Here is a 14,428-nt window from a genome sequence, read left to right on the forward strand (position 1 = left end):
TCAGAAACCTTCCTTTGCCACGTGGCTGCTGGAGTCTTGCAACTGTCAATACTTGCCAATCGCACGTATCCAAACGTGTCTGACGTCAGAGCCTGTCGGTCCAAGTATGGTAATTTGCTAAGGGTGGGTTTGTCACTCTTCATAGCCATTGAGGAATGGACGATGAATAAGCCACTGTCGCACCTTCCTCATTTTCTGGGTTGTGCTTTTGATCCCAACGGGTGTCTCATACAAATTGTAATGTCTTCATTGGATCTTAGCCGTGTTCGACGCGTCGACAAACCTCGCGATAACATCGATTGCAGTCATCGGCACTGTTCACGTCTTCTGCGTGTCTTTTTTTCGAAGATTCCCCGCCCAAGCAAGCTGGCTATCTGATTTTTCGTCTGGGATTGGACTTGGCTATGCTTTCCTTTTCTTACTGCCAAAAATCGGTGAATTGTCCGCTGTATTAGCTGCATCCGGGAAGTGGGAGCACTCGCTGTATGGTTACTCTCTGCTAGGATTTCTCCTTTACTACTTGCTGGAAGCCAGACGCGACGTGGGGGCCGATAACCGGTTGTCGCTTGGCTTGGATACAGTGGCACTTGGAACCTACAACTGCTTGCTTGCTATTACAGTCATGCAAACGACGGGAACATCACCCGAGCTGTACGCGATTGGAACGTTGGCCTATTCATTGCATTTGTTTGGAGTGAATATTTTTCTCTATAAGACCCACCCCGGGCATATGTCTGGATGGCTACGCGCATACTTTGTCGCGTCGCTTGCAATCGGCATATTGATCGGTCTCAACGCGGACAAAAGTAGCATGATCTATTCAATTGCGACTGGGTTGACTGGGGGTGTGATAATTGCCCTGTCTCTTCGGGTTAAACTACCCAGCCTTTCGGCAGTGAATACAAAAGCGCTTTTAATTGGCGTGGTGTTTGCTGCGGTCGCAGTCGAGGTCACCCGGTACTGACCCGGCGACGCTGAACGAAGTACTGGGCTTGCATTAGTATGAGGCGCTCGATTTTTCTCGGTCTTTTTGTGACGTAACCACCAACACTTGGACAGGCCCAGCATTCTCTTCAATGACCGTTGTTGTCCTGTTGATCAGCGCATCCACTGCCTCAGCAGCGATGGTTTTGAACGAGTCGAAAAAATTTACGGCAACCTGCTGGGTGAAGCAGCTGGTACATCCCTAAGCCGACTTTGAGCACAGCATTCACTGTGCCTGCTTAGCTCAAGTGATGGTCGATACCTGAATGTGGGACGAAGCACCAATTCTCCGCAGCTGCGCCAACTGTCGCTTTCAGAAATTGATTGGCTCGAAAGCCATGTTTCGTGAGAAGGCTCTGACGTTTACGTTTTTTCCCTGCAGCCTTACCGAACAGTTTCGGAAACTCGATCCTGCCTCGGGGAACGTCCGAATTTACGGGCATATTCTCGTGAGAATTGAGCGGGGCTTTCATATCCGACGCCGTAGGCAATCTCTGAGATCTTTGCGCCGGTGGTTTGAAGCTCATTGCGGGCATGAAGTAGGCGCAGGTCTTTCTGGTATTGCAACGGCGAGGTTCCCGTGACGGCCTTGAACCGTTCGAAGAAGGCCGAACTGCTCATACCCACGCGCCCGGCGAGTTCTCCGACGACAAGGGGATTGGCCAGGTCTGACCGGATTTCGTGAGTCGCCGCGAAAATCCGGCTGGCCGTGTTTTCATGCCACACCAGTTTTTGAAGCGTGCCGCCATGTTGCCCGATCAGCAGGCGGGCATGGATTTCCCGCACCGTGATCGGCGCCAGCATGTGACGCGTCTCTTCGCCTTCGCACTGGCGGAAATACCGCAACAGGGCGCTTTTCATGTCATCACCGGTGTCAGCGAGGCAGATCGAAAATGGATCCGACACTCGATGGGTGGATGACTGCGGCAGTGACGAGGCCAGGACACGCAAGAGATCCAGATCAAGGGGGAACACGAGCGCGACATAGGGACGTTCTGGTGTGGCCTCGGTAATCCTTGAGACAACCGGCAGCGCGTTACTGACGATCAGCGACTGCCCGGCCCGGACGGTGAGTGTTCTGGTGCCGGTTCCGACCTCCTTGGCGCCTTGCAGGACCGCGCACAACAGCGGACGGTAGACATTTGCGTCATGTTGGGTGGTCGACGGGTGGGTGAGAAAAACCGTCCCGCTTTCCTTATGTGTCAGGACCCCCTGCGCGACGCCTGCGTGGTCAAGCAGCGCCAGAACATAGTCCAATAATGTCTGAGGTCCCATGACTGCCTCCTGTCGTTGCCCTCATCGTTAGCACGGAACCAAAAACGCTATTACTGAAAACTTCCATTTCCGGAGAATTGAGCAAGAAAGACGGAGAATACTGAAAGATACATCCTTTCCTGATGATTATTGTGTGCTTAGAAATTTGCGGAGCAATAACATGAAAACCATTCTGATCACCGGGGCCTCATCCGGTATTGGCGCGGCAACCGCCCGACATTTCCAAGCGAACGGTTGGAATGTCATTGCCACGATGCGCAACCCTGCGGGCAGCACGGATCTGGGGGATTTGGACAACGTACATCTGACCCAACTGGATGTGACGGATTCGGACTTAATCGCATCGGCCGTGGGCGCTGGCATCGAACGGTTTGGGCAGATTGATGTTTTGCTGAACAATGCGGGCTACGGCGCCTACGGTGCGTTAGAGGCCTTCACAATGGACCGCATCCGGCGTCAGTTTGACACCAACGTACTCGGGTTGATGGAAGTGACCAAAGCGGTTCTGCCCCATTTCCGTCAGAACCGGTCGGGCACGGTCATAAATATCTCGTCCATCGGAGGACAGATCACATTCCCACTTGGCGCGCTCTATCATGGCACCAAGTTCGCAGTAGAGGGGCTTTCCGAGGCGCTGCACTACGAGTTGGAGCCTCTTGGCATTCGGGTCCGTATCATCCAGCCTGGAATGATAGAGACCAACTTTGGCGGCAGCTCATTCGATTTCGCGATGGATGAGAACCTGCCGGATTACGCACCAATGGCCGAAGCCATGGGGCGCCTGTTTGGCAAGCTGGCCGCGAACCCTTCGGCACCAGAAACTGTCGCGCAGGTCATTTGGGATGCGGCCAACGAGACCGGCAACCGCCTGCGTTTTCGCGCAGGGCCTGATGCTGAAGAACTGCTCGATGCGCGCAAACAACAGGATGACGAGACGTTCATCGGTGGCGTCAAGCAAAAGATGGCGCCCTGAAAGGCCGCTTAGTCATTCACAGCAAAAGAGGATGATCCATGTACCGCGAAGCAATCGATAAAGGTGGCCTGGCCGTTGTAACCGGGGCAGCAAACGGTGTTGGCAAAGCCGCGGCCCAACGATTTATTCAAGACGGTCTGGGGGTCGTGCTGGTCGATCTTGCGGGTGAGGTCTTGGACAAAGCCGAGGCGGAATTGCGCGATCAGGCTGGGGGTGCCGCGACTGTTCAGGCGGTTCCGACTGATGTTACCGACGCCACTGCTGTGAATGCATTGGCGGATCAGATCTTTGCCCTCGGCGAGGTGGCTGTCCTGATGAACAATGCCGGTATCGCGGTGCCGTCCGGCAGTTGGGACAACGCGGAAAACTGGCGCAAACTGTTAGAGGTCAACCTTTTTGGCGTCATGAACGGCGTGCATGCTTTCCTGCCGCGCATGATCAAAGCGGCGCGCCCGGCTGTGGTGATCAACACCGGGTCAAAACAGGGCATCACCACACCGCCCGGAAACCCCGCTTACAATACCAGCAAAGCCGCCGTGAAGGTCATGACGGAAATGTTGGCGCATGATTTGCGGCAGGCCGAGTTGGATATCACCGCCCATCTGTTTGTGCCGGGATTTACCTATACTGGTATGATCGTGAAATTCATGCCGGAAAAACCTGCCGCCGCTTGGACAAGCGAAGAGGCAATTGACTATCTGCTGAAGCGCATGTCGGACGGGGACTTCTATATTCTTTGTCCCGACAATGATGTATCCGAAGAGCGCGACCACAAACGGGTTGAATGGGCCGCGGGTGATATTATCAACAATCGCCCGGCTCTTTCACGCTGGCATCCCGACTATGCGGATGCCTTTGCCGCGCACGAGGTCTTGGAATAGTCGAACCAAGCAAGAGGTCGTGCAAAATACACCGAACTTGCCCGCCGATTGAGAGAGTACGACCGTAGTGCATCCAACAGAGCTCACACCTCAATTTGAAACTGAGCGGGCGAAACCGGGTGCTGTGCCGCGACCTTCATAAGCGGAATTTCGTAAGAATCTCAGTATCAAGTACTTTGGGCTCATGGCCGCTATTGGGGCGGATGCAGCGTCTACAGCCACGCGGCCTGACGGCTCATAGCAGACGGCCCACAGATGCCTTTCAACCTCCAGTTCGATGCCGCAAAACAGATCCCCAAAGCGGTCGTTCATAACATAAGCGATAGCCGATTGGCAGTGAGCCAGCGTCCCTGGACGAAACTGGCCTCAGCTGTTTTCCCTGTCACAAAAGAAAGCGTTTTTGCCACATCCCGAGCAAGTCAAGAACACCCTTTTTCCACAACAATCCCTCTTTCATCGTGTATCTGCAAATCATACAACTTTGTCTGGTTGGCCAAACCCGCCGCCGCCCGGAGTCTCCATTACGAATACGTCTCCCGGAAGCAGCACTGACTGGTCGTTACCGCTGAGCTCTTGAATCAACCCGTTGCTACGAACAATTGCGTTCTGTCCCGTCGCGCCTGGGGCGCCGCCCGAGGCACCGTGTGGATGGGTATCCCGGTGGGACGAAAGGACGGTCACGGTTGTTTCTTCTAAGAACTGCAACCGCCTGCGGATACCGTCACCACCTTGGAACTCACCGTTCCCGCCTGAACCAGAGCGGATTGAAAATTCCTCCAACCGCACCGGGAACCGGCTTTCCAGTACCTCCGGGTCCGTCATGCGGGTGTTTGTCATGTGGCTGTGTACTGCACTCGTGCCGTCAAAGCCTTTGCCAGCTCCGGTGCCCCCGCAGATGGTTTCGTAGTTTTGATAGGTGGAGTTGCCGTAGACAAAATTGTTCATCGTGCCCTGGCTGCCGGCCACAACCCCAAGCGCGCCATAGAGGGTGTCCGCAATGGCTTGCGAGACTTCTGTGTTGCCGGAAATGACAGCCGAGGGCGCGTTGGGATTGATCATCGTTCCTGCCGGAACAATCAGATTCAAAGGTTTCATACAACCTTCGTTCATCGGGATGTCGCTGCCGACCAACGTTCGGAAAACGTACAAGACGACGGCACGGCAAATCGCCAGTGGCGCATTGTAGTTGAGGGGCGATTGACCGGATGTGCCCGAAAAATCGATCGTGGCGGTTCGGGATGCCCTGTCTACCGAAATTGCCACTTCGATTTTTGCCCCTCCATCCAATGGGTAGGAAAAGCTGCAATCTCGCAGGACGTCGAGAACCTGTCGCACGCTCTCCTCAGCGTTATCCTGCACGTGCCCCATATAGGCGTGGACCGTCGGCAGGCCAAACTGTGCCGATATTTTGCGCAGTTCGGCTGCTCCGGTCTCGTTCGCGGCAATCTGTGCCGCAAGATCCGCCATGTTCTGATCGACGTTGCGACATGGGTAACGCCCCGAAGCCAACAGGTCGCGCGCAGCGTCTTCTCGCAACTCACCCCGATCGACCAACAAGAAATTGTCGATCAACACGCCTTCCTCTTCTATGTGGCGACTATCGGGCGGAGCCGAGCCGGGAGTTTTCCCTCCGATATCAGCGTGATGGCCGCGCGAGGCGACGGTGAACACGATTTTCTCACCTGCTTCGTCAAAAACCGGGGTGATGACTGTAACGTCGGGAAGGTGGGTGCCGCCATTATAGGGGTTGTTCATCATGAACACGTCGCCTAGTCGGATCTTACCCTTGTTTTGGCGCAGAATAGTTCGAACACTTTCCGACATCGAACCCAAGTGCACGGGCACATGCGGTGCGTTGGCAACCAGATCACCTTTTTGGTCAAATATCGCGCAGGAAAAGTCGTACCGTTCTTTGATATTCACTGAATACGCCGTATTCGCGAGCGTTGCCCCCATCTGTTCCGCGATGGACATGAAAAGGTTGTTAAACACTTCCAGCATAACCGGATCGACATTTGTGCCGACTGCCTCAACCCGCTGCAGCGGTGTTTCACGCGTCAGGACCAGGTTGCCACCGCTCAGACAGGTGGCGGTCCAACCGTCTTCGACGACATTTGTTCCAGTTGGTTCGGTCAAGATCGCCGGGCCTTTGATAGATTGACCAATGCCAAGCTGCGTCCGATCGATAAGAGGAACCTGTTGGTGGTGCCCGCTGCAATAAAGCGTCACCGGAATCCGAGCGGCGTTGGTTGCGACACAATCGAGCAAGGTGACCTGCTCACCCGTCTTTCCGATTGCCTCTGTCACCAGCATCTCGATGATCAGATCGCTGGTATCCGGCGCGAATCCAAAGCGCTGCTTGTGCGCCACAACAAACGCGTCGCGCATCGAAATCGGGTCGGAAAATGGCACCGATAGACTTTGCTGAGCATCCGCGGGGCGGATATGGGCAGTCGCTGAGACCGAAATATCTACTTCGGCCACGCCCTGAGCCGCAACCTCAGCCCTGGCGGACTTCGCCAGAGCATCGCAGATATTCTGTGCCTCTGTATCCAGAATAGAGGACTGGAACTGGTGTTCCCGGATCGCTGTGATGTCCGCCAAACCCATACCAAAGGCTGACAAAACGCCTGCATAAGGGTGAATGAAAATTCGTTCCATCCCCAACGCGTCGGCGACCAGACAGGCGTGCTGTCCCCCAGCGCCGCCAAAGCAATTCATAGTGTATTTGGTGACGTCGTAACCGCGTTGCACACTGATTTTCTTGATCGCGTTCGCCATGTTCTCGACAGCGATCCGCAAGAAGCCCTGGGCAAGTTCCTCAACCGATTTATCCGTGCCCATTTCAGCCGCCAGAGCTTCAAATTTACTGCGCACAATTTCCTTATCCAACGGTTCGTTGCCTTCATGGCCGAAAACCGAAGGAAAATGCTCGGGCTGCAGTTTGCCAAGCAAAACATTGCAGTCGGTGACGGTCAGCGGGCCACCACGTCTATAGGCAGCTGGTCCGGGGTTGGCGCCGGCACTTTCCGGCCCGACCTGCATCCTGCCATCGCGAAAGGACAGGATAGATCCGCCACCTGCAGCGACGGTATGGATCGACATCATTGGCGCGCGCATCCGGACGCCGGCAACCTCGGTTTCAAAGGATCGTTCATATTCACCGGCATAGTGACACACGTCCGTAGACGTACCGCCCATGTCGAAACCAATCAGTTTGTCAAAGCCATGATCGGCAGCGGTGCGTACCATCCCGACGACACCGCCCGCCGGACCGGACAAGATGGCATCACGACCCTGGAAGAGATCCGCGTCGGTCAAGCCGCCGTTAGACTGCATGAACATCAATTGATCACACCCGCCTTCATCGGCGCCCAGAGCCGTCGCTACCTGCTCTACGTATCGACGAAGAATGGGTGACAAATAGGCATCAACCACTGCGGTGTCTCCGCGGCCCACCAGTTTGATCAGCGGGCTCACCTCGTGGCTAAGCGAGATTTGTGGAAACCCAACGGCACGCGCCAGCTCGCCAATCAGTTTTTCATGATTGGGATGCCGGAAGCTGTGCATAAGCGCGACAGCGACGGAACGATATCCTTCCGAATAGGCTTTTTCCAACGCGGCTTTCGTTTTGTCGATATCCAGCTGTGTTACGACCTCGCCATCCGCCGCGACGCGTTCTTCGACTTCGACAACGTCTTCGTACAGAAGCTCGGGCAACTGAATATTCAGATCAAACAGGCGCGGTCGGTTTTGGTATCCGATCCGCAGAAGATCACGCAGCCCCTTGGTTATGAACAGGATGGTTCGGTCGCCTTTCCGTTCCAGCAACGCGTTGGTTGCAACCGTGGTTCCCATCTTTACCGCACGAATTGACCCTTTTGGGATGTCCTGATCACTTTCCAAACCCAGTAATTCACGGACACCTTGTACGGCGGCGTCAGCATAGCGCTCAGGATTCTCTGACAGCAACTTATGTGTCTGCAAACTCCCATCCGGCTTGCGTGCAACGATGTCGGTGAACGTGCCACCCCGATCTACCCAAAACTGCCACATGGACATAGCTCCTCTGTTTGCCGACCCAACCGGCATTGAATTTCATGAAGGGGGAAAGGTGCCTTGGCGGTTTAGTACACCAGAGAAGGCAACCAGGTTGCGAGCTTAGGGAAGACCAAAAGAAGCCCGAGCATGACGAACATGGTGACAACAAATGGCAATGCGCCGCGGATCACATCCATCATGGGTCCTGCTTTTCTGATCCCTTGCACCACATACAGGTTGATCCCAATGGGCGGCGTGATCAGAGCGGTTTCCAGAAGTACCATCAACAAGATGCCAAACCAAACCGGATCAAAGCCGAGCGCCACAACGATCGGAGTGACCAGCGGTGCCATAGTTAACAGCATCGAAAGCGTCTCCATGAAGCAGCCGATCAGGATCAGCACCGCGACGATCGTCAACATGGTTTGCATGGGACTCCAGCCCAGCCCTGTTACGAATTCGGTCAGAGCCTGGGTAAGGCCGATGATCGAAAGGACAAAGTTCAGGAACACCGCAGCGATGATGATCAGCATGATCATGGCGGTCGTGCGCATCGTGCCTTCGATTGCGTGACGCATGGTTTCCATCGACATCTTGCCGTTGAACGCCGCAAGCGCCATCGAGGCAACAACCCCCAAAGCTGCAGCTTCGGTCGGAGTTGCCAGTCCCGCATAAATGGAGCCGACGACTACCATGAAGATGCCAAGTGGAGGGATCAGTGCAGGAAGCGCAGCAAGCCGCTCTGCCCAGCTGTGGCGTAGTTGGTCCCCGCCCCATTCCGGCTTGATCATGCATGCCACAACGACGGTCGCCATGAACAGCAGTGCCAGCAGAAATCCGGGCAGGAAGCCCGCCAGATACAGTTCCGGCACCGACGTATTAGTCAATAAACCATACAGGATCAGGTTGATCGATGGCGGGATCAGAATGCCGAGCGTTCCTCCGGCAGCCACCGTGCCAAGAAACAGCCGTTCGTTGTAACCCCGCTTTTTGATCTGCGGCACAGCCACCGTTCCGATCGTTGCCGCTGTTGCCACGGACGACCCAGACGTTGCCGCAAACAAGGCCGAGGACCCGATGTTGGAATGCATCAACCCACCTGGCAACCAACCGAGCCATTTGACGATGCCGTCATACATCCGTTCGGTGATGCCAGCTCGCAAAAGAATTTCTCCCATCATTACGAACATCGGGATAGCCACTAGCAGAAAGTCCGTGCTGGTCTGCCATGCCATGTCCGATATCGCGCGGTGCAGCGGCATCGGGCTGTCGGTCCATTGCAGGATCAGGCCCAGCCAACCCAAAGAGGCGGCAATAGGAACGGCCAAACCGATGAGAGCAAGAAGGATCAGAAGTGTCTTGATCAGCATCGGTCTACACCGTCTCGTCTTCTATTTGTTCGTCCAGGGATTTCACGCCAATCAGATCCTGCACGCGGGCCAGATCGCCTCGAAAATACTGTCTGATTGCAGCCAGAGCGATCAGTACGCCCGAGCCAACAAAGAACATCCAACCCAGCAGCCAAGGTATCTGCGGAATGGCCAGCGGTACGCGCATCGGTGTAATTGACCGGGAACCGTTAGCCAGCGTATCGGCCACCATGCCCCACACCATCACGACGATGACCAAGGCAAATCCTGTCAAAAGCACCAGGCCAAACAAATTGATAAACGGGTGCAGCGCCTTGGGAATTACTCCAAGCAGGGCGTCAACCCGGATATGCGCGCGTTCAAACAGCGCAAAAGACAGCGCCAAAGCGGTTGCCACACCGAAGGCATAGCCCGAGATTTCGTCCGCCCCGCCCAGAGAGATGTTGAAAACTTTGCGCAGAAAGACTTCGAGAGTAATGAGGAAGGCTGAAAACACGATCAGTGTTCCACCCAGCCACGTCATCCAAAGGCCCAACCTTTGCGCGCCGCCTAAGAGCTTGTCTAACATTTTGATTACCTGATGTTTTGTGGTGGGGCGGCGGGAGTCTGGCCGCCCCACCGAATGGGCCGGATTACTTGGCTTCGGCTTTCAGACCAAGGATCGGGCCAACGGTTTCATTCCAATTTGCGGCACAATCGGCGCCGCAGCGTTCTGCCCAACGGGCCAGCACGACATCGGTTGCGATTTTGTCCCGTGCGGTCAGATCGTCTGCCGTGGGTTCGACGAGCGTCATGGATCCGGCTTCTCCGATCTCACATGCGCCGCCGGTGATGCAGGAAATTGCAATATCATCCTCGGTTGCCGTCTCTGCCCACATGGAGTCCGTCAGCGCTGCGAGTTCGGTTTCCAAGAGTGCCTGTTGTTCGGGCGACAGGCTGTTCCATTTGTCCAGGTTCATGGCTCCGAATGCCAGGCCCCAGCCGACACGCAAGGTATAAGCGTGGGTGGCGACCTGGTTCCACTTGGCCGTATAGGCTGACATGGTCCCGGTGATCGCGCAGTCGACGACACCTTTCTCCAATGCCGGGATAACCTCGGAAAAGGCGACTGTCACGGATGTGCCCCCGACGCCCTCGACGAAGTCACCTAAGGTCGTTGAATAGACACGGATTTTCTTGCCTTCCAGATCGGCAATCCCGTTCACTTCAGCGTTGCACCACAAGGTTTGGCTTGGGAACGGGTACAGCATCAGCAGCTTGGCATTGTAGATTTCTTCGAACGCCGCGGACAGCGTGTCGAAATAGGCGTCGGCCACCTTTCGTTGAGTGTCGATATCCTGTGTCAGGGTAGACAAATCTGCGCCCTCGAAAATCGCGTTTTCGGCGGCGACGTAGCCGGGCAACCCAAATGCAAAGTCAAAGACGCCGTTCTTGACCATGCGCATGATCTCGAAGCCCTTTAACCCCAAACCGGATTGCGACTGGATCTTTCCGACTATTTCTCCGCCCGATGCCTCGTTGAGCCGCTGGTTAAAGAAAGGCTCTTCGTGTTTCTGGTAATTCGTCAGGCTGGACCACGTTCCCACAGCGTTCAGAACCACGGGATTGTCGGCGATGGCTGCGGTTGCTGAAACAGCGAGCGCGCCGAGTGTTGTTGCGAGCTTCTTCATCTGATTTCTCTCCTGTTGCTTTATTTTGATTGGTAGATTGGTGTTTCGGCATCATCAGCGATGTCGGTGATCAGCATGTGGCCCGGCTTGTGTGTGATCGCGATTGAAGGTTTGGCATTCCTGATCGCAGCCTGCGGTGTGACGCCACAAGCCCAGAACATTGGCGTGGTTCCGTCTGGGATCGGAGCCGGATCGCCCCAATCCGGGCTGCTAACATCGGCGATACCAATGATCGCCGGATCGCCCCAATGCACCGGACCGCCGTGTGCCAAAGGAAACTTGCGCGAGATTTCGACAACCTCGTCCACCCTTGCATCAGGGATCGCCCGCATGCTGACAACCATTGGCCCCTCAAACGGCCCAGATTTAACCGTTTGGATATTGGTCACGAACATCGGCACGGTACGGTCATTTTCGATGTGCCAGAGCGGTACTTTGGCCTGTTGCAAAGCATGCTCGAAGGTAAAAGAGCACCCCAATGCGAAAGCCACAAAATCATCGCGCCACAGGTTTCTGAGATCATGAACCGTTTCGGTGTGGATGCCATCGCGATAAATGTAATAGGCCGGAGTATCGGTGCGGATATCGATATCACCGCCCAAGGTGTCCATGTTCGGATTGCCTGTGTCAGAAACGCCAACAATCGGGCAGGGTTTTGGGTTTCGCTGGCAGTAGCGCATGAAATCCAACGCGTAGTGCTCGGGTAAAATGGCCAGGTTGGCCTGCAGGGTATTCCCGCCCAAACCGGCGGTGTGTCCGCGATAGGCCTGTGACCTAATCTGCGCGCGCACAGACGCTGTTGTCACAGATTTTAGTGGCTCATACAGATCGTTCACTACGACGCCTCCCTCATTTGGGATACGTTCGTGCGCCCGAGGCATAAAATCAAATTGTATTATTTTTACCTTCTACATAAAAAACTTTTATGGATGTTGAAGCGCTATTTCCTTGGCGATGCCCGCTGCAGCCTCAAGCAGATGGTTGCGTGGTTCACCCAGATAAGACGCAGAAAATTGAAGGGGTTCGGGAACCCAACCCGGGTTGAATTCGACCAGTTTTTCCTCTTGCACCAGTTTTTTTGCCAGCGAGATCGGCAGGGCGCCCACGCATAACCCGGCCTCAACCATACGAAAACAAGATGACAAAGAGGAGGACGGGAACAGGGAGATTTCGGAGCCGAATCGTTCGAACAGAGCGGCCCTCAATTCCCGATACGGCCGAGTGTTCTTGGCGTAGGTCGCGATAGGAATGCCGGCCAGATCGACATTTTGACCAACAGGTCCACCCGACGCCTGGAACCATGCCAGTGGCACATCCGGCAATACCACGTTGTCAACCGTGTAGTCTGAGACCGGCCCAAGCAGGATACCCAGATCGATTTCACGCCCCAGCAACTGGTCCCGTAGGTTCAACGAAATGTCGACGCTGATCTCGATCTTGAGAGACGGGTACTTTGCTCGCAACGCGCCGACGAATTCGGGCAGCCAACTTTGGGCGATAGTCTCGGACACGCCAAGGCGGATCAACCTGTCAACGGCGCACGTATCCACAACGTGCTCTTCGACCAGATCGGAAAGGTGCTGAAATTGTTCGGCATAGTGGACCAGCATATCCCCACGCTTGGTCAGGCGCATTCCGGCGCTTTCGCGTTCGAACAACGACGTCCCCAAGGCGTCTTCCAGGGACTTGATGCGAGTTGTCACGGCAGGCTGCGTCAGGTTAAGCACTTCCGCTGCCTTGCTGACGCTGCCGAAACGTACAACAGCAAGAAATGTCTGTAGATGTTCAAGTTTGAGCCGAGACACGTTGATCGCTTTCTGCTGAGAACGGTCCTGATCTTACTATCGTATTGTCGACGTTCAAATTGTCTGTGGTTAGAGGTGATATTACTTTGTTGAAAACTGGACATTTCACTGAATGCAACATTGGAATGGATCCGTTAATGAACCAAGGGGTTTTGCTGTCATGCCCTCGCAGCTAATTGACTGGGTAAAAACTCTGACTTGAATGGCAGCTTTCAATCATTTGTGAAGACCTGTTTGCTCTCGCAGCGAATGGCTGCTTCCATCCGATTCTGTTGAAAAACAACGTGTTGCTGACGCAGATTGGGGTGAGCTTAGCACGACACGAACGCCTTTCTGGTCAGGCTTTGCGCATTTGCTGCGGTGCGGGAAAGATCTTGGCCAATTTGCGGAGGTTTTGGGCGGTGGCGGCGAGGAGGAATTCGTCATTTGCACCGCATGGTCCCCGTAATCGGAGCCGTCCGATCCCGAGGATGCGTTTGAGGTGGGCGAAGAGCATCTCGACCTTCTTTCTAAGTTTCATCGAGATGTCGTATTGGCGGGTCTTGGAGATCTCGCGGGCAACCTGGCGGGCATCTTCGTGTTCTTCGCGGGTGATTTGCGTGCATCGGTGTTTGGACAGCATTTGGCTTTCGATGGACAGATCTGACAGACCTCTTTCAAGGCGCGATAACGTGCCGTGCCTTTGCCGGTCGGACCTCGGTTCGGATCGGAGTAGTTGCGGCGGAACTGCTTCAGGGCGTGGTCTTCCGGGCAGATGTATTGATCGTTCCCGGCATCCCATTCGAAGTCGGCGCGCGTCCAGGTGCCGTCGTTGCGCCCGGATTTATCAAAGACAGGAATGTGCGGTGCGATCTCGCGGTCAACCAGCCAGCCCAGAAGTGGCCCGGTGCCATAAGCCGTGTCGGCGATCAGCCGTTCAGGATGCAGATCGAACTTGTCCTCTACCCGGTCCAGCATGGTTTTGGTTGATCCGACCTCAGCTTGTCGGATGGACCGTGTGGCTTTCACATCCGTTGCCCGGCAGTCGTTTGCTCTGCAAACGATGAGAGGGGACGATGACGCCATGGTCCGTGTCGATCAGATAGTTGTCGGAATAGCTAAAGAATGCTGGGCCTTTACGGGCCGCCGTCCACTGGCTGGCCGGATCAGAATGGGAGGTGAACTTTGGTTACACCTCGCTCGCAGCTCCAAAAGCCGCCTCATCCAGAGTGTTGAGATACTCGCGGACCGCGCGAAGCGCATCTTCTGGATCGATGGTTGATGCATCCCATTCTTCTTTTGGCGTTGAATTCTGTATGTTGGCATCGGCCACGAACAGGCTGGCATCGATTGCCATGCGTGTCCGTTGTCAGGGATTTTGGGACAGATGGCTGCCTGAGCTAAGAGAGGATCTGGCGCATCTGGTTGGTTTGATTATGCGGCGGATTTG

Annotated in this window: 10 protein-coding genes and 1 pseudogene; 3 read left to right on the forward strand and 8 right to left on the reverse strand. The window is 55.1% G+C overall.

What is annotated here, in order from left to right; genetic code table 11:
- The first annotated feature begins 262 nt into the window (after nucleotides 1-262).
- Nucleotides 263-964, forward strand: a complete 702-nt coding sequence (locus tag ACR0EZ_RS10445; protein WP_480612730.1) for a hypothetical protein — start codon at nucleotides 263-265, stop codon at nucleotides 962-964.
- A gap of 404 nt (nucleotides 965-1,368) precedes the next feature.
- Here ACR0EZ_RS10445 and ACR0EZ_RS10450 read toward each other — a convergent pair whose 3' ends face one another.
- Nucleotides 1,369-2,259 carry an AraC family transcriptional regulator gene (locus ACR0EZ_RS10450; protein ID WP_480612732.1) on the reverse strand — a complete coding sequence of 297 codons (891 nt, stop codon included), beginning with the start codon at nucleotides 2,257-2,259 and terminating at the stop codon, nucleotides 1,369-1,371.
- Between the two features lie 160 nt (nucleotides 2,260-2,419).
- Between ACR0EZ_RS10450 and ACR0EZ_RS10455 the strand changes: the two genes are divergently transcribed.
- Nucleotides 2,420-3,232: an SDR family oxidoreductase gene (locus ACR0EZ_RS10455; RefSeq protein ID WP_480612734.1), complete on the forward strand. Its 813-nt coding sequence runs from the start codon at nucleotides 2,420-2,422 to the stop codon at nucleotides 3,230-3,232.
- 38 nt (nucleotides 3,233-3,270) lie between these two features.
- Nucleotides 3,271-4,113 carry an SDR family NAD(P)-dependent oxidoreductase gene (locus tag ACR0EZ_RS10460; protein ID WP_480612736.1) on the forward strand — a complete coding sequence of 281 codons (843 nt, stop codon included), beginning with the start codon at nucleotides 3,271-3,273 and terminating at the stop codon, nucleotides 4,111-4,113.
- Between the two features lie 471 nt (nucleotides 4,114-4,584).
- Here the strand turns inward: ACR0EZ_RS10460 and ACR0EZ_RS10465 are convergent, their stop codons facing one another.
- The 7 genes and pseudogenes from ACR0EZ_RS10465 to ACR0EZ_RS10495 form a co-directional block, all read right to left on the reverse strand.
- Nucleotides 4,585-8,169 carry a hydantoinase B/oxoprolinase family protein gene (locus tag ACR0EZ_RS10465; protein WP_480612738.1) on the reverse strand — a complete coding sequence of 1,195 codons (3,585 nt, stop codon included), beginning with the start codon at nucleotides 8,167-8,169 and terminating at the stop codon, nucleotides 4,585-4,587.
- 71 nt (nucleotides 8,170-8,240) lie between these two features.
- Nucleotides 8,241-9,524, reverse strand: coding sequence for a TRAP transporter large permease (locus ACR0EZ_RS10470; RefSeq protein WP_480612740.1), 1,284 nt, complete (start codon nucleotides 9,522-9,524; stop codon nucleotides 8,241-8,243).
- A gap of 4 nt (nucleotides 9,525-9,528) precedes the next feature.
- A complete protein-coding gene (locus ACR0EZ_RS10475; protein WP_480612742.1) occupies nucleotides 9,529-10,092 on the reverse strand; it encodes a TRAP transporter small permease subunit in 564 nt (187 codons plus the stop codon).
- A gap of 64 nt (nucleotides 10,093-10,156) precedes the next feature.
- Nucleotides 10,157-11,194, reverse strand: a complete 1,038-nt coding sequence (locus ACR0EZ_RS10480) for a TRAP transporter substrate-binding protein (protein ID WP_480612744.1) — start codon at nucleotides 11,192-11,194, stop codon at nucleotides 10,157-10,159.
- Between the two features lie 20 nt (nucleotides 11,195-11,214).
- On the reverse strand, nucleotides 11,215-12,075 hold the full coding sequence (locus ACR0EZ_RS10485) for a putative hydro-lyase (protein WP_480612746.1): 861 nt from the start codon (nucleotides 12,073-12,075) through the stop codon (nucleotides 11,215-11,217).
- 42 nt (nucleotides 12,076-12,117) lie between these two features.
- Nucleotides 12,118-12,999 (reverse strand): LysR family transcriptional regulator, encoded by an 882-nt coding sequence (locus ACR0EZ_RS10490; protein ID WP_480612747.1) that lies wholly within the window; start codon nucleotides 12,997-12,999, stop codon nucleotides 12,118-12,120.
- Nucleotides 13,000-13,336: 337 nt separating this feature from the next.
- A pseudogene (locus ACR0EZ_RS10495) lies at nucleotides 13,337-14,338 on the reverse strand (transposase); the annotation flags it as partial.
- Nucleotides 14,339-14,428: the final 90 nt, after the last annotated feature.

It is taken from the genome of Ruegeria sp. AK4, assembly GCF_056541025.1.

Coding starts and splice junctions, on each gene's coding strand:
- ACR0EZ_RS10470 (WP_480612740.1), bottom strand. CDS start 9,524: ATGCTGATCAAGACACTTCTGATCCTTCTTGCTCTCATCGGTTTGGCC.
- ACR0EZ_RS10485 (WP_480612746.1), bottom strand. CDS start 12,075: ATGCCTCGGGCGCACGAACGTATCCCAAATGAGGGAGGCGTCGTAGTG.
- ACR0EZ_RS10455 (WP_480612734.1), top strand. CDS start 2,420: ATGAAAACCATTCTGATCACCGGGGCCTCATCCGGTATTGGCGCGGCA.
- ACR0EZ_RS10465 (WP_480612738.1), bottom strand. CDS start 8,169: ATGTGGCAGTTTTGGGTAGATCGGGGTGGCACGTTCACCGACATCGTT.
- ACR0EZ_RS10475 (WP_480612742.1), bottom strand. CDS start 10,092: ATGTTAGACAAGCTCTTAGGCGGCGCGCAAAGGTTGGGCCTTTGGATG.
- ACR0EZ_RS10460 (WP_480612736.1), top strand. CDS start 3,271: ATGTACCGCGAAGCAATCGATAAAGGTGGCCTGGCCGTTGTAACCGGG.
- ACR0EZ_RS10480 (WP_480612744.1), bottom strand. CDS start 11,194: ATGAAGAAGCTCGCAACAACACTCGGCGCGCTCGCTGTTTCAGCAACC.
- ACR0EZ_RS10450 (WP_480612732.1), bottom strand. CDS start 2,259: ATGGGACCTCAGACATTATTGGACTATGTTCTGGCGCTGCTTGACCAC.